17 protein-coding genes are annotated in these 13,494 nt (G+C 71.5%); 5 read left to right on the top strand and 12 right to left on the bottom strand.

The features are described 5' to 3' along the window. Position 1 precedes the first annotated feature (1 nt). The 11 genes from MCBMB27_RS16845 to MCBMB27_RS16795 all read right to left on the bottom strand — a co-directional run bounded on the left by MCBMB27_RS16845 (position 2) and on the right by MCBMB27_RS16795 (position 7,304). Positions 2-592 carry an HD domain-containing protein gene (locus tag MCBMB27_RS16845; protein ID WP_043386474.1) on the bottom strand — a complete coding sequence of 197 codons (591 nt, stop codon included), beginning with the start codon at positions 590-592 and terminating at the stop codon, positions 2-4. Beyond that, positions 589-1,203 (bottom strand): DNA-3-methyladenine glycosylase I, encoded by a 615-nt coding sequence (locus tag MCBMB27_RS16840; protein ID WP_075380896.1) that lies wholly within the window; start codon positions 1,201-1,203, stop codon positions 589-591. Before MCBMB27_RS16840 ends, MCBMB27_RS16845 begins: the two co-directional genes overlap by 4 nt. 87 nt (positions 1,204-1,290) lie before the next feature. After that, on the bottom strand, positions 1,291-1,494 hold the full coding sequence (locus tag MCBMB27_RS16835; protein WP_236952729.1) for a hypothetical protein: 204 nt from the start codon (positions 1,492-1,494) through the stop codon (positions 1,291-1,293). A 154-nt stretch (positions 1,495-1,648) separates the two neighbouring features. Further along, positions 1,649-2,062: an SRPBCC family protein gene (locus MCBMB27_RS16830; RefSeq protein ID WP_075380895.1), complete on the bottom strand. Its 414-nt coding sequence runs from the start codon at positions 2,060-2,062 to the stop codon at positions 1,649-1,651. Positions 2,063-2,352: 290 nt separating this feature from the next. Next, on the bottom strand, positions 2,353-2,763 hold the full coding sequence (locus MCBMB27_RS16825; RefSeq protein WP_075380894.1) for a DUF4440 domain-containing protein: 411 nt from the start codon (positions 2,761-2,763) through the stop codon (positions 2,353-2,355). A 312-nt stretch (positions 2,764-3,075) separates the two neighbouring features. Further along, entirely contained in the window at positions 3,076-3,927 is an 852-nt protein-coding gene (gene ygfZ, locus MCBMB27_RS16820) for a CAF17-like 4Fe-4S cluster assembly/insertion protein YgfZ (RefSeq protein WP_043386461.1), read from the bottom strand. Between the two features lie 101 nt (positions 3,928-4,028). Next, entirely contained in the window at positions 4,029-4,283 is a 255-nt protein-coding gene (locus MCBMB27_RS16815) for a hypothetical protein (protein WP_012320917.1), read from the bottom strand. Between the two features lie 159 nt (positions 4,284-4,442). Beyond that, complete coding sequence (locus tag MCBMB27_RS16810) at positions 4,443-4,913, bottom strand: TIGR02301 family protein (RefSeq protein ID WP_043348384.1); 471 nt, start codon at positions 4,911-4,913, stop codon at positions 4,443-4,445. Then, on the bottom strand, positions 4,910-5,401 hold the full coding sequence (locus MCBMB27_RS16805) for an NUDIX hydrolase (RefSeq protein WP_075380893.1): 492 nt from the start codon (positions 5,399-5,401) through the stop codon (positions 4,910-4,912). The genes MCBMB27_RS16810 and MCBMB27_RS16805 overlap by 4 nt, the downstream gene beginning before the upstream one ends. Beyond that, positions 5,398-6,585: a hypothetical protein gene (locus MCBMB27_RS16800; protein ID WP_083683575.1), complete on the bottom strand. Its 1,188-nt coding sequence runs from the start codon at positions 6,583-6,585 to the stop codon at positions 5,398-5,400. The genes MCBMB27_RS16805 and MCBMB27_RS16800 overlap by 4 nt, the downstream gene beginning before the upstream one ends. Beyond that, positions 6,582-7,304 (bottom strand): SDR family NAD(P)-dependent oxidoreductase, encoded by a 723-nt coding sequence (locus tag MCBMB27_RS16795; protein WP_043348395.1) that lies wholly within the window; start codon positions 7,302-7,304, stop codon positions 6,582-6,584. The genes MCBMB27_RS16800 and MCBMB27_RS16795 overlap by 4 nt, the downstream gene beginning before the upstream one ends. Before the next feature lie 174 nt (positions 7,305-7,478). Here MCBMB27_RS16795 and MCBMB27_RS16790 point away from each other — a divergent pair, with 174 nt between their 5' ends. From MCBMB27_RS16790 to thiL, 4 genes are all read left to right on the top strand, one after another. Then, positions 7,479-8,141 (top strand): carboxymuconolactone decarboxylase family protein, encoded by a 663-nt coding sequence (locus tag MCBMB27_RS16790; protein ID WP_236952727.1) that lies wholly within the window; start codon positions 7,479-7,481, stop codon positions 8,139-8,141. Between the two features lie 68 nt (positions 8,142-8,209). Further along, positions 8,210-8,704 carry a 6,7-dimethyl-8-ribityllumazine synthase gene (gene ribH / locus MCBMB27_RS16785; protein ID WP_043348390.1) on the top strand — a complete coding sequence of 165 codons (495 nt, stop codon included), beginning with the start codon at positions 8,210-8,212 and terminating at the stop codon, positions 8,702-8,704. An 11-nt stretch (positions 8,705-8,715) separates the two neighbouring features. Beyond that, entirely contained in the window at positions 8,716-9,339 is a 624-nt protein-coding gene (gene nusB / locus MCBMB27_RS16780; RefSeq protein WP_051976213.1) for a transcription antitermination factor NusB, read from the top strand. A 3-nt stretch (positions 9,340-9,342) separates the two neighbouring features. Next, positions 9,343-10,338: a thiamine-phosphate kinase gene (thiL, locus tag MCBMB27_RS16775; RefSeq protein ID WP_075380892.1), complete on the top strand. Its 996-nt coding sequence runs from the start codon at positions 9,343-9,345 to the stop codon at positions 10,336-10,338. On the opposite strand, the gene MCBMB27_RS16770 is transcribed toward thiL, so the two are convergent. After that, on the bottom strand, positions 10,258-10,734 hold the full coding sequence (locus MCBMB27_RS16770; RefSeq protein ID WP_236952726.1) for a hypothetical protein: 477 nt from the start codon (positions 10,732-10,734) through the stop codon (positions 10,258-10,260). The two genes, thiL and MCBMB27_RS16770, sit on opposite strands and share 81 nt — an antisense overlap. 259 nt (positions 10,735-10,993) lie before the next feature. Between MCBMB27_RS16770 and MCBMB27_RS16765 the strand changes: the two genes are divergently transcribed. Continuing rightward, the gene (locus MCBMB27_RS16765; protein ID WP_075380891.1) at positions 10,994-13,138 is read left to right on the top strand and encodes a sodium-translocating pyrophosphatase; all 2,145 of its coding nucleotides are present in this window, start codon (positions 10,994-10,996) and stop codon (positions 13,136-13,138) included. Positions 13,139-13,494 lie beyond the last annotated feature (356 nt).

Here is a 13,494-nt window from a genome sequence, read left to right as displayed (position 1 = left end):
GTCAGGTCGGACACAGAGCGTGGAATCGCGCGAGAAACCGCGCCTCGGCCTCGGCGGTCGGCCACGGCTCGGCCAGGACCAGCACCGGTTCGGGCAGCGCCCTGGCGGGGCCGAAATAGCGTTCGGCCTCGTCCCGGGCGAAACCGGCGAGGCGCACCGCCTCGACATGGGCTGCGATCCGGTCGGCCTGCTTCACCAAACGGGCGAGCGCCGGCACCGGGGCGGTCAGGCCGAAGCGGCGGCGCACCGCGGCGAGCAGACGCAGCTCGATGCCGCGATAGGCGTCGCCGAGGGCGGCCTTCAGGGGCGAGATGATGTCGCCCACGACATATTCCGGCGCGTCGTGCAGCAGGAGTTCCAGCCCGTCCGGATCGGTACAGGCGGCGTCGAGATGGCGGCCCACCGCCTCGACCAGCAGGCTGTGCTGGGCCACCGAGAAGACGTGCGGCCCATGGGTCTGGCCGTTCCAGCGGGCGACCCGGGCGAGGCCGTGGGCGATGTCGGCGATCTCGATGTCCCCGGGCGCCGGATCGAGGAGGTCGAGGCGCCGGCCGGAGAGCATGCGCTGCCAGGCGCGCGGCGGCTCGCTCATCGGGGTCGGCCCAGTTCGGCGCAGGGTCCGTGCCGGTGGCAGCCGACGAGGTGGTCGTTGACCATGCCCACCGCCTGCATGAAGGCGTGCACGATGGTCGGCCCGCAGAAGGAGAAGCCTTCCGCCTTCAGGGCCTTCCCGATCGCCCGGGAGGCCGGCGTCTCGGTGGCGATCCCCGCACGGGTCCGGGCTTTGCCCTGGATCGGCCGGCCGTCGACGAAATCCCAGAGGAAGCGCGAGAAGCCGGGGCCCTGGTCCTCGATCCGCAGCCAAGCCCGGGCGCCCGCGATGGTGCCCTGGATCTTGGCGCGGTTGCGAATGATGCGGGTGTCGGCCATCAGCCGCGCGACATCGTCCTCGGTGAAGCGGGCGATCCGCTCCGGATCGAAACCCGCGAAGGCGTCGCGAAACCCGTCCCGGCGGCGCAGGATGGTGATCCAGGACAGGCCGGCCTGGAAGCCGTCGAGGATCAGCTTCTCGTAGAGGGCCCGGCCGTCATACTCGGGCACGCCCCATTCGGTGTCGTGATAGGCGACATAGAGCGGGTCGAGGCCGGCCCACCAGCAGCGGGGGCAGCCGTCGGAATGGTCGATCAGGCCAGTCTCGGACATCCGGCCACGTTAACGAGAACAGGAGCGGAACGCCATCGTCGGAATGGGGAACGCGCAGCGGCTTTCGCGGCGCGCTCCGCTCCGGCTTCACGCATGGGGGATTGATCCGGTCGCAGGGCCGGCGCGCGCCTTCTGCGACGTCAACCCGGTCACGCCCGGTGATTCCAAGCCTGAGAGATCGAGCGCGAACACGTGGCCGGGCGGCGAGGACGCGTGCGGGCCTGCACGATGAAGCGCCAGCAATGCGCGTGTCTGCTCGCGAGATAGATCGTCCTCTTCGATTTCGAGCATCCTCTCCTGGTCGTCTGGAGGGTCTCCTCAACGCTTGCAGGCTGTCCGCTCGAGGGATGAGAGGGAAGGCACAGGACTGGCGTTGTCGGGGCGGGAGGGAAACGCCCGCTCCGGCCGGACAGCGGTCTCGGTCGTCGTTCTCGTTGGGCGGGCTTCAACGCCTCCCGACATGCTGGCAGAAGTTTCCAAGAATCGCCGCCCAGCCGTCGCGCTGGTGGTCGATGGGGACTTGTTCGTCGGGATCGAACGCAATCTTTACGTGCGTTTGCTCGCCCGATGGGGTGAACTCGACCACCGCATTGCGATCACCAAACGCATATTCGATTCGCGTGTTCGGAATAATCTTTGTGTAAGTGCCCTCGAAATCGAAGCCCATGCTTCCGTCCTTCGCTTCCATGCGGGACGTGAACTTGCCGCCTTCCTTCAGATCGACACTTGCGGCTGGGCAATGCCAGTCGTCGGAGGCAAAGTTCCACTGCATGATCTGGTCGGGCGATGTATAGGCCTTCCAGGCGACATCGAGGGGTGCGGGAGCCGTTGCTTCCACGGTGATCCGATTCTGAGTCATTTGTGGTCGCAATCCCGTCGATGTCGAGCTTTCGAGGGGCGCACCTCATCTCAGATCAGTTACGGTGGCAACCTCCGAAATGATGTCGACGACGGCCGCGGGTGCAAAGGCGCGTATGTCGGCGAGGGGTGGATGTGCGAGGCTTCGCTCCAGAGCGGCAAACGCACCGGAATGGACATCGCCGTCGCGCCTGCTCGCGACCCTTCCGAGATTGTCAGCGCTTCCGCTTTCTCGCGAGGCGCCTGAGCAACAGGCGTCCTGTGTGGCGTCGAGCGCCCGACATTCGCAAATCAGAGTTGCGCCCCTCGTGCGGCCCATGCCGCCATTTCACCGTCAGCGATCGTCAGCGATACGCGCCAGCGGTCGGAGCGGCGCAGAATGTAGACGTGGTCCCACTCGGCGACGAGTGCGTCTCCCTCGCCCCGCATCCGATAGGTCATCCGAGCCTGGGCGACGTTCGGGAAGAGTTCCACCGCCGACCGGAGTTCGCCCAGGGGCTGGACAACCCCCTGCTTGCGATAGAAGTCCATGAGCGTCACGCAATGGTCGCGAAATGCCTCCCTCGGCAACGCGAAGTTGCCGGTCGGAGACGGGAACAGTCCGACCGGCTCCCACAGCTCGCTCAACGCATCGGCGTCGCGGCGCGCGAACGCCGCGACGTAGCTGGCGAAGAACGCTGCGATCTCGTCCTGGAAGGTCATCGTCGTCCTCCTCGATGTCCCCGCCCATGCGACCGATCTGGCCGTCGCTGCGGCCCGGAGGCGAGCATCCGCTTCAGGGCAGAAGGTCCGGGACGGCTCCCGATCGACCCCGGGCCGGCCTGGGATGCCGGCCGAAGGATGACGGCTCCTGGGAACCTCTAACGATCGCCGGCATGCCGCCCCGGGGTCGCAGGAAGCCACCCCACGCGCCAGCTGATCGTGCTCCGATGCGAATGCCCGGGATCGGGCTGCGATCGGTAACGCGGGGCCCCTGTCCCGGAGTATGCGGCGCCCGCGGAATGCGATCCGGCCTCAGCCCGCCGCACTCGTCGCAACATCCGGCATCGCGAAGGTCGCGTAGGCCGGGCGCTCCAGCGTCACGGGGCGTTCGCCCGCCCGCGGGGTCTCGCCGGCCGCCAGCGCGTCGCCCAGGCGGTCGATGCGGACCAGGGCGAGGCCGCGGGTTCCGGCGGCGCTGCCCGTGGTGCCGAGCCCCTTGCCGCCCGCCGTGATCTCGGTGCCGGGCTGGGGCGCGGTGTCGGGATAGGCTGCGGCCAGGATGCGGGTCCGGGCCGTGCCCCGGTGCTGCATCCGCGAGACCACCTCCTGGCCGACATAGCAGCCCTTGCGGAAGTCGACGCCGCCGAGCTGGTCCATCAGCGCCTCGTGCGGGAAGGCGTCGCCGAAGGCGTAGTCGCGTCCGCCTTCGGGCACGCCGAGGGCGATCCGGTGCGCGTGGTAATCGGCCTCCGTCGCGTCCGCCGAGAATGCGCCAGCGGCGGCGTAGAGGCGGGCGCCGAGATCGGCCGCGCGGGAATCCGCTACCGCCTCGGCCGCGGGCGGGACGGCGCCGGCCCAGACGGCCGCCACCGCGACGGTCGGGTCGGCGGCGATCGTCGCCTGCGCGCGCAGACGGTAGAGCGTCAGGCGCTTGGCGAGGTCTGCAGCCTTGTCGGCCTGCACGTCGAGCCGGAAGCCGTCCGGAATCCGCGAGACCAGGAAGTCGAACAGGATCTTGCCCTGCGGCGTCAGCAGGGCGCCGAGGCGCGCCTCACCGGGCTGGAGCGTCTCGACATTGCAGGTCAGGACGCCCTGGAGCAGCGTCGTGGCGTCCGGTCCCACGACGGTGACCAGGACGCGGTCCGGCAACAGGGCAACGGGCATGGGCGGCGGCTCCTCGGGCGGCGGGCGGTCCGGCGCGCCGAACCGCAGACCCGGGACGTAGTCGCTGACCGCCCGTGCCTCAACCGTCCGCGCTCACACGCTCAATGCTGCAGGGTGGTGGTGAAGGCGCCCCCGCGGATGCGCTCCGGGAATCCTTCGGCGTACCGGGCGGTGGCTTCCTCGCCGTACGTGGTCACCAGTTCCTGAAACGCCGCGAACAGGGCGGCCTGGGCCATGCAGTCACCGTCGAGACCATCGAGGCAGCCTTCCGCGAACGCTTCCGAGACGTAACTCAGCGCGACGCGTTTCTCCTCGACATCGACCTCGATGGGGGCGGTGTGAGAGCTGTGCTGCATAGCCGGATACTTCCATTGCGCCGGACACGGGGCCCGGCGGACACAATGGATGATAGGCGGGTCCCGGCGGCTCGGCCAGCCGAGAATTTCGGATCGGTTAACACGGGCGCTCAAATCCGATGTTTCGCCGGCATCGCCGGTGCGTGTGTTGCGCCTGCATCACCCTCCGAAACGGCCGGCCAGGGCATGCGACAGCCGGTCGCCCTCGGCGACGTACCGGGCGGCGGCCTCGTGGGCCGCCGGCGTGCAGACCCGGTAGGTGAGCGCATAGCCGCGGTAGCCGCGGTTATAGGCGCCGGCCAGGCGGTCGCGGCGGACCGGGGTCACGCCCTCGGACTCGATCAGGGCCTTCATGCGGGCCGGCCAGTCGGACGCATCCGGCGCTCCGCAGAGGTTGCGCAGGAAGGCCAGGGCTCCGATGATCTCGGACATGCGCAGCAGGTCCCGGTCGTAGGGGGCGGGCACGTCCGCGGGGGCGTTCGCCTCCTTGGGGGCCTCCTTCGCGGCTTCCCGGGCGGTTTCCTTGGCGGGCGCGGCCCCTCGGCCGGAACGCTGCTGGGCCAGGGCCGGCCCGGAGACCAGGCCGGTGAGGAGCGCCAGCAGGCACAGGATCGTCGTCGGCCGCCTCACGCCGTCGCCTCCCCGCCGCCCGTCCGCGCAGGATGTGCATCCACGCGCGCGAAGGCCTCGCGCAGGGTGTCGACCAGTCCCGGGGTGGTCGGAAGGGTCGCGACCTCCGCGAGCGTCGCCCACCGGGTCCCCAGCGCCTCGGGGCCGGCCACGGGTTCGCCGCCGCGCCACAGGGCGGCGTGCGGGTGGACGACGTAGTGATGTCGGGCGCGGCCGGCTTCGTCCCGGAGAATGATCTCGGTGGGCGCGAGCACGCCGACAACCTCCGCGGGCAGGCCGACCTCCTCGGACAATTCGCGCAGGGCCGCCTCGGCCAGGGATTCCCCCGCTTCCACGAGACCGCCCGGCAGGGTCCAGACGCCGCGCATCGGCTCGTTGGCCCGCGCCGCCAGAAGGACGCGGTCGCCGCGGATCACCGCGATCGACGCGCCCACGAAGGGCCGCGCCGGGAACAGGCGGCTGTCGGAATCCGGTGCGCCCGCACTCACGGCGTGCCTCCATCGGGTGCCACGACGGCCACCCGGCCGTCGGCGAGGCCGACGAGCAGCCGCGCCGCGGCGCCCTCGCCGAGGACGACGATGCCGGTCTCGGCGGGAACCGGCAGGGCCACACGCGCCCGCTCGCGCAGGCCGCCCTTGGCTGCCACGAAGGCGATCTCCGGGCGGCCCGCCACCGGCAGGACGAGTTCGGGGCCGCCGCCGGCTGGGGTGGTGACGGCGAGATCCGAATCGCCGTCGCCCGCCGCGTAGCCCTCGGCCTCGCCGGCCGCCTCGATCCGGTCGGGACGGAGCGTCCAGAGCTGGAGCCTGCCCTTGGCGCTGACCGTCGCGGCCTGGCTTTCGCCGGACCCGGAGAAATCGGCGATGCCGACGATCTTCAGCGGTGGCCCCGGCTGGGCGGGCGTGCGGGCGGTGACGGCCCAGGCCGCGTCCGGATCGCCGGCGGGCCGGTCGATCAGCGCGAGCCCCCCGGCATCCGCGCCCGACAGCGTCGCCGCCAGGAGCGCCGGCCGGCCCCCGAGGCGCAGCAGGCGCGGCCGCAGGGGCGCGAACACCGCCTCGCCCCCCGCCGGCACCGTCACGGTGGCCACGGGCACGGGCTTCGGATCGGTGCTGACCGCCATCGGCTGGCGCTCGCGGATCGTCAGGACCGCGGCGGCCGGGCCGCCGTCGGGGGCGCGGGTGCGCCCGGTGAGATAGGCGCTCAGGGGTCCCGAGAGCGTCCGGCGCGAGCCCGGCAGGGCCCCGCGCGGCGTCTCGGCGGCGGTCAGCCCCTCGACGGCCTCCTTGCCGATCGGCCGCACGGTGACGCGGCCCTCGGCGAGGGCGAGCACGGCGCCGCCCTCGTCGCCCCAGACCACGGCGATCGGCGCGCTCTCCTCGTCGCCGGCCTGTTGGCCGCCGGTCTGCGGACCGGTCTTGGCGCCGGTGATCGGCAGGAGCCCGGAGGTCGCCACCGAGACCGCGGCCTCGCTGCGCGAGCCGCGCAGCGCCCGCACCTTGAAGGGCAGGTCGAGGATCCGGATCCCGGGCTCGGCCCGCGCCCCCGCGACGGGCGCGACGCTCACGATGAGGCCCAGGACGACGGCGCGGAGCCCGCGGCCCGGCGCCGGGTGCCGGCGCGCGGCCGCCGTGCCCGAGGATGCGCCAGAGGAAGCGCCCGGTCTGGTCAAACGTGCTGGCCGCCGTTGATGTGGAGTTCGGCGCCGTTCACGTAGGACGAGGCCTCGGTGCACAGGAAGTAGATCGCCTTGGCGACCTCGTCCGGCGTGCCCAGCCGGCGCTGTGGGATCTGCTCGACGAGCTTCTCGGTGCCGGGCGACAGGATCGACGTGTCGATCTCGCCCGGCGAGATCGCGTTCACCCGCACGCCGAGCGGCCCGAAATCGGCGGCCATCTCGCGGGTCAGGCCGGCGAGCGCCGCCTTGGAGGTGCCGTAGGCCGCCCCCGCGAAGGGATGGACGCGCGAGCCTGCGATCGACGTCACGTTGACGACCGAGCCCTTGGCCCGGGCGAGTTCCTCGCGCAGGCCCCGGGCCAGCAGGATCGTGGCGAACAGGTTGACCTGGAACACCCGCTGCCACGTGTCGAACTCGGTGGCCAGGGCGCCGAGGCGCTCGCCCTCCGGCCCCTTCGGCGAGATGCCGGCATTGTTGACCAGCGCGTGCAGAACCCCGCCCTCGGCGGCGAGCCGGCCCCGCACCTCCTCGACGGCGCGGGCCGTGTCCTGCGCGTCGGAGAGGTCGACCTGCAGGTGGTCCTCGGGCCCCATCTCCCAGGGGCAGTTCTCCGGGAAGGCGTGGCGCGAGCAGGTGATCACCCGCCAGCCCGCGGCCGAGAAGCGCTTGACGGTGGCGTGACCGATGCCCCGGCTCGCGCCCGTGAGCAGCATGATGCGCCGGCGTTCGTTGACGGGGAGGGCCAAAGCCGTAAGCCTCGCTGGCGTTCAGGGGTCGCGGCCCGGTCGGGCGCGGTGCGTGCCGGTGAGCCTCAATGGTCTAGGCGCACGGGGGCCGGAAATCCAGAGCGCCCCGCGGGTCGGGGTCGAGGCAGGGGAGAGAAACGCATGGCCAGCGGGCAGACCAGCGCGGAGCGCATGCCGGAGATCCCGGCCGACAGCCTGTCCCCGGCGCAGACCGAGGCCGCGGCCGCGTTCCAGGCCGAGCGCGGCGTCCCGGTCTTCGGGCCGTTCGTGCCGCTCCTGCGCAGCCCCGAGCTGATGCTGTGCGCGAGCCGGATGGGCCAGTACCTGCGCTACGGCAGCGTCCTGCCGCTCCGGGTCAGCGAGTTCGCGATCCTGGTGGTCGCGCGGGAATGGAGCCAGCCGGTGGAGTGGGCCATCCACCACCCGATCGCCCTGAAGGCCGGGGTCGCCCCCGAGACCGCGCAGGCGCTCGCCGAAGGACGCCGCCCCGACACGATGAGCGCCGACGAGGCGCTGGCCTACGCGTTCTCGACCGAGCTGATGCGCAACCGCGCGGTGAGCGACGCGACCTACGCGGCCCTGGTGGCGCGCTTCGGCGAGCAGGGGGCGATCGACCTCGCCGGCATCAACGGCTACTACGCGCTCCTCGCCATGACGATGAACGTCGCGCGCACGGCCCTGCCGGCGGGCGGGCCCGCGGCGCCTCCGCTGCCGCCGCTGGCGGGGCCGGCTTCGGCGCCGCCCGCGCGACCAGGCCTGAGCCAAGATCCCGCACCGCTTGTGGCGCCGGCCGCTTCGGTCTAACCGTCCTCCCCGTGCGGGCGCCCGACGTGCCGCCCGCCCATTCCCGAAAACCCGGCCGGACGAGAGCCATGGTCGCCCATACCCGCGCCGACTCGGCGCCCAAGCCCACCGACCCGGCCCTCGCCGGCGCCCGGATCCTCGTTGTCGAGGCGCGCTACTACGACGCGATCGCCGACGAACTCCTCGCCGGGGCCCGCGCGGCCATCGCGGCCGCCTCCGCGCAGGCGATCGTGGTGACCGTTCCGGGCGCCCTGGAGATCCCCGCCGCCGTGGCGATCCTGCTCGACGCCGAGCCCTACGACGCGGTGGTGGCGCTGGGCTGCGTCATCCGCGGCGAGACCGGCCACTACGACATCGTCGCCGGCGAGAGCGCCCGGGCGCTCATGGACCTGTCGGTGCAGCGCCGCGTGCCCCTCGGCAACGGCATCCTCACGGTCGAGACCGAGGCGCAGGCCCTCGCCCGTGCCCGGGTCGCCGAGATGAACAAGGGCGGCGGTGCCGCCGAGGCTGCCCTCGGCGTGCTCGCTTTGAAGCGCGCCGCCGAAGCCGCGCGCACCCGATGACGGATACCCCCATGACCGGGACCACCGACACCCAGCCGGAGACGGGCGCCGAGCCCGCCGGCAAGCCCGCCAAGATCAGCCTGCGCAGCGGCGCCCGCCTCGCCGTGGTGCAGGCGCTCTACGAGATGGACATCTCCGGCAAGGGCGTCCTCGACGCGCTCGCCGAGTTCGAGGCCTTCTGGATCGGCCAGGAGGTCGACGGGATCGTCCATCCCCCGGCCGAGACCGCCTTCTTCCGCGACCTCCTGCGCGGCACGGTCGAGGAGCAGCGGGCCATCGACCCGAAGCTCGATCAGGCCCTCGCCCAGGGCTGGCCGCTGCGGCGCATCGAGATCGTGCTCCGGGCGATCCTGCGGGCGGGCGCCTACGAGCTGATGTTCCGCCGCGACGTGCCGGCGGCCGCGGCGATCTCGGAATATGTCGACGTGGCCCACAGCTTCTACACGGCCGACGAGCCCGGCCTCGTCAATGCCGTGCTCGACCGGCTCGCCCGGGAGGTCCGGCCGGGGGAGGTCGGGGCTCAGAAGGCGTCCGGCAAGCCGGGCTCGTCGAAGCCGCTTCCCGGTAAATCGTCCGTCGGCAAACCGTCCTCCGGAAAGCCATCCGCCGGAAAGCCGCCCGCCGGGAAAGCCTGAGCCTTGGCCGGGTCGGCCCGTGCTTCCGAGGAGGGGCTGATCGCCCGCTACTTCGCCCCCCTCGCGGGGCCGGGCGCCCACGGGCTGCGGGACGACGCCGCCACGCTGACGCCCACGCCGGGCCACGACCTCGTCCTCACCACCGATGCCGTGGTGGCGGGGATCCACTACTTCGCGGAGGATCCGCCGGCTTCGATCGCCCGGAAGGCCCTTGGCGTGAACCTCTCCGACATCGCCGCCAAGGGCGCGGCCCCGCGCGGCTTCCTGCTCACCCTGGCGCTCCCCGATGACTGGACGGAGGCTTGGCTCGACGGCTTCGCGGCGGGGCTCGGCGCGGCGGCGGCGGAGGCCGGCTGTCCGCTCCTCGGCGGCGACACGGTACGCTCCGGTGGCCCGGCGCTGATCTCGGTGAGCCTGTTCGGCGAGGTGCCGACCGGCACCATCGTCCGCCGCACCACCGCGCGGGTCGGCGACCGGATCTGCGTCACCGGCACGATCGGCGACGCCGCCCTCGGCCTGCGGCTCCGCCTGGAGCCCGCGGCGCCCTGGGTCGCCGGGCTGGACCCGGCGCTGCAGGCCGAGCTCGCCGACCGCTACCTGCATCCGCGCCCGCGGCTCGCCGCGGCGCCGGCGGTCCGCCGCTACGCCTCGGCGGCCATGGACGTGTCCGACGGCCTCGCGGGCGATCTCGCCAAGATGCTGGGCGCGGGTCGCGGCGCCCGGGTCGCGGCCGCCGCCCTGCCGCTCTCGGATGCCGCCCGGCGCGCCTGCGCGGCCGAGCCCGCGCTGATCGACGCGGTCCTGACCGGTGGCGACGATTACGAGATCCTCTGTACCGTTGCGCCGGAGAATGTCGCGGCCTTCCAGGCCGAGGCGGCCGCCGCCGGTCTTACCGTCTCGGCCATCGGCACCGTCACATCAGGCGACGGCCCGCCGCGCTTCGAAATGCGCGATGGCGCCGAGCGCGTATTCGCGGCTGGGTCCTTCAGCCACTTCTGAGATCTGAGCCGGCCCGGATCGTGCGACGCCGAGGCTGGCCGCGGCTCCGGCCGGATGCCCGATCTGACGACGGACCTCGTCGATCATGTCCGCCGCGACGACCGGAATCCAAGGGCTCACCGGATCCCGGCCCATGCCGGGCGTCCGGGAGAGGGCGTCCTGCAGCGCGGAGATCAGGTCATCCTGGATCGCCACCGGTTGCGCCGCGACCCGTTCGGCGATCAGGAAGCCGACTGCACCGCGCAACACCTCAAGCGTGGCCGCCAGCTTGGCGGCGTGGTCACTGCTCATCGCGAGCCCCGTCAGAATACAACTAAAAATAGAATACCGGAGGGTTAAAAGAACGTTAATCGACCGCCGGCTCAGCCCGCGGATGCGGCGATGCCCGGTTGCCATCGCCCCCATGCCGCCGGGCAATGCAAAATAATGCGAAATCGTGGGCCTGCGAGGACCGCGCGCGCGGGCGCATGAGATCCGAGGCCTGAGCGTATTCTCCCGCGCGGCGTTTGCGCTCACCGGCGAAGTTTGGCAATCAAGGTATTGTTCTGGGAAGGAAAGCCCCGAATCTGAGCACCGCGTCCCATGGCCGTCGTCCGGCGGTCAAGCTCGACAATCACAAGCCCACGCCAGGCACGATAATGACAAGGACGGTCGAATGATTCCCTTGCTTCTGATCATCGTGGGCGGGCTCTGCGCCGTCGCCTACGGCATCGTCACGATCCTCGACGTGATGCGGCGCGATGCCGGCACGCAGCGCATGCAGGAGATCGCCGCCGCCATCGCCGAGGGCGCGCAGGCCTATCTCCGGCGGCAATACACGACGATCGGCCTCGTCGGCGTCGTCCTGTTCGTCCTCCTCGCCGTCTTCCTCGGGATCAAGGTCGCGGTCGGCTTCCTGATCGGCGCCGTGCTGTCGGGGGCGGCGGGCTTCATCGGCATGAACGTCTCGGTCCGGGCCAATGTCCGCACGGCCCAGGCCGCCTCCACCTCGCTGGGCGGCGGCCTCGACGTCGCCTTCAAGTCGGGGGCGGTGACCGGCATGCTGGTGGCGGGCCTCGCGCTCCTTGGCGTCGCCCTCTACTACCTGTTCCTCACCCGCGGCGCCCATCTCGACCCGTCGAGCCGCGAGGTGATCGACGCGCTCGTCGCCCTGGGCTTCGGCGCCTCGCTGATCTCGATCTTCGCCCGGCTGGGCGGCGGCATCTTCACTAAGGGCGCCGATGTCGGCGGCGACCTCGTCGGCAAGGTCGAGGCCGGCATCCCGGAGGACGATCCGCGCAACCCCGCCACCATCGCCGACAATGTCGGCGACAATGTCGGCGACTGCGCCGGCATGGCGGCCGACCTGTTCGAGACCTACGCGGTGACGGTCGTCGCCACGATGGTGCTGGCCGCGATCTTCTTCTCCGGTCCCACGGGAAGCGGCCGCGACGTCCTCGAGCCGATGATGCTGTACCCGCTGGCCATCGGCTCGGCCTGCATCCTCACCTCCATCGCCGGCACCTACGCGGTGCGGCTCGGGGCCAACCAGTCGATCATGGGCGCCCTCTACAAGGGCCTGATCGCCGCAGGCGTTCTGTCGATCGGGGCGATCGCGGCGGTCAACATGACCCTGCTCGGGGGCTTCTCGACGACCTTCACCACCTCCACGGGCGTCACCTTCACGTCGGGCGGCCTGTTCGGATGCGCGGTGATCGGGCTCGCCATCACGGCGCTGATCGTGGTGATCACCGAGTACTACACGGGCACCAACTTCCGCCCGGTGAAGTCGATCGCCGACGCGTCGGTGACCGGCCACGGCACCAACGTGATCCAGGGGCTGGCGATCTCGCTGGAATCGACCGCGCTGCCGGCCATCGTGATCGTGGCCGGCATCATCAGCACCTACGCGCTCGCCGGCCTGTTCGGCATCGCCATCGCGGTCACCGCCATGCTGGCGCTGGCGGGCTTCATCGTGGCGCTCGACGCCTTCGGGCCGGTCACCGACAATGCCGGCGGCATCGCCGAGATGGCGGGCCTGCCCGCGGAGGTGCGCAAGTCCACGGACGCCCTCGACGCGGTCGGCAACACCACCAAGGCGGTGACCAAGGGCTACGCCATCGGCTCGGCGGGCCTCGGCGCGCTGGTTCTGTTTGCCGCCTACACGTCGGACCTGAACTATTTCATCGCCAATGCGAGCCCGACACAGTACCGCTTCTTCCAGGGCGTCAGCGTCGATTTCTCCCTGTCCAACCCCTACGTCGTGGTCGGCCTGCTGCTCGGCGGCCTGATCCCGTTCCTGTTCGCCGGCATCGCCATGACGGCGGTCGGGCGCGCGGCGGGCGCGGTGGTGGAGGAGGTCCGGCGCCAGTTCCGGGAGAAGCCCGGGATCATGCAGGGCACCGACCGGCCGGATTACGGACGGGCGGTGGACATGCTGACCCGCGCGGCGATCAAGGAGATGATCGTCCCCTCGCTCCTGCCGGTGCTGTCGCCGGTTGTGCTGTTCTTCGTGATCCAGCTCATCGCCGGAAAGAGCCAGGCCTTCGCCACGGTGGGGGCGAGCCTGCTCGGCGTGATCCTCACCGGACTCTACGTGGCGATCTCGATGACCTCGGGCGGCGGCGCCTGGGACAACGCCAAGAAATACATCGAGGACGGCCACCACGGCGGCAAGGGCTCCGAGGCCCACAAGGCGGCGGTGACCGGCGACACGGTGGGCGATCCCTACAAGGACACCGCCGGTCCGGCGGTGAACCCGGCGATCAAGATCACCAACATCATCGCCCTGCTGCTGCTCGCGGTGCTGGCACACAGCTGATCGATGGATGGCCGAACCGAAGGTCGGCTTTCCGACCTCTCGGTTCCGCTTGCGGGCCATCTGAGGGATTACCGGCCGCACCGGATCCGGGCGGCCGTCTGCAGCCAATCCGCTTCCGGCCCGCACGGAGCCGGGCGGATCCTGCGGATGTGTCATCGCCGATCCGACCGGGCGAGGGGCACGGGCACCCGATCGGGCGGTGCCGGGGTTTGACTCTCGGACCGTCGCGGTCGGCGCAGCCACCTGCAGGACGCTGCGCCGTCCGTGAACGACTGCGCCAATCCGTCATGTCGAGACTTCGCGTCCGCCGGCCATCATTTTAGCGGGAAGTGTTCACTCTTGAACGGACGCGGCGG

Source organism: Methylobacterium phyllosphaerae, assembly GCF_001936175.1.
In the GTDB taxonomy this organism is placed as follows: Bacteria; Pseudomonadota; Alphaproteobacteria; order Rhizobiales; family Beijerinckiaceae; genus Methylobacterium; species Methylobacterium fujisawaense.
The sequence above is the reverse complement of the archived record's forward strand: the minus strand, read 5'-3'. Positions and strand labels throughout refer to the sequence as shown.

Bases quoted from the DNA above. Each gene is read 5' to 3' on its own strand.
- nusB (WP_051976213.1), top strand. From the start codon at position 8,716: ATGACCGGGACCACCGACACCCAGCCGGAGACGGGCGCCGAGCCCGCC.
- MCBMB27_RS16835 (WP_236952729.1), bottom strand. From the start codon at position 1,494: ATGCTCGAAATCGAAGAGGACGATCTATCTCGCGAGCAGACACGCGCA.
- MCBMB27_RS16830 (WP_075380895.1), bottom strand. From the start codon at position 2,062: ATGACTCAGAATCGGATCACCGTGGAAGCAACGGCTCCCGCACCCCTC.
- MCBMB27_RS16825 (WP_075380894.1), bottom strand. From the start codon at position 2,763: ATGACCTTCCAGGACGAGATCGCAGCGTTCTTCGCCAGCTACGTCGCG.
- MCBMB27_RS16770 (WP_236952726.1), bottom strand. From the start codon at position 10,734: ATGGCAACCGGGCATCGCCGCATCCGCGGGCTGAGCCGGCGGTCGATT.
- MCBMB27_RS16795 (WP_043348395.1), bottom strand. From the start codon at position 7,304: ATGCTGCTCACGGGCGCGAGCCGGGGCATCGGTCACGCCACCGTCAAG.
- MCBMB27_RS16840 (WP_075380896.1), bottom strand. From the start codon at position 1,203: ATGTCCGAGACTGGCCTGATCGACCATTCCGACGGCTGCCCCCGCTGC.
- MCBMB27_RS16845 (WP_043386474.1), bottom strand. From the start codon at position 592: ATGAGCGAGCCGCCGCGCGCCTGGCAGCGCATGCTCTCCGGCCGGCGC.
- ygfZ (WP_043386461.1), bottom strand. From the start codon at position 3,927: ATGCCCGTTGCCCTGTTGCCGGACCGCGTCCTGGTCACCGTCGTGGGA.
- MCBMB27_RS16790 (WP_236952727.1), top strand. From the start codon at position 7,479: ATGGCCAGCGGGCAGACCAGCGCGGAGCGCATGCCGGAGATCCCGGCC.
- MCBMB27_RS16765 (WP_075380891.1), top strand. From the start codon at position 10,994: ATGATTCCCTTGCTTCTGATCATCGTGGGCGGGCTCTGCGCCGTCGCC.
- ribH (WP_043348390.1), top strand. From the start codon at position 8,210: ATGGTCGCCCATACCCGCGCCGACTCGGCGCCCAAGCCCACCGACCCG.
- MCBMB27_RS16815 (WP_012320917.1), bottom strand. From the start codon at position 4,283: ATGCAGCACAGCTCTCACACCGCCCCCATCGAGGTCGATGTCGAGGAG.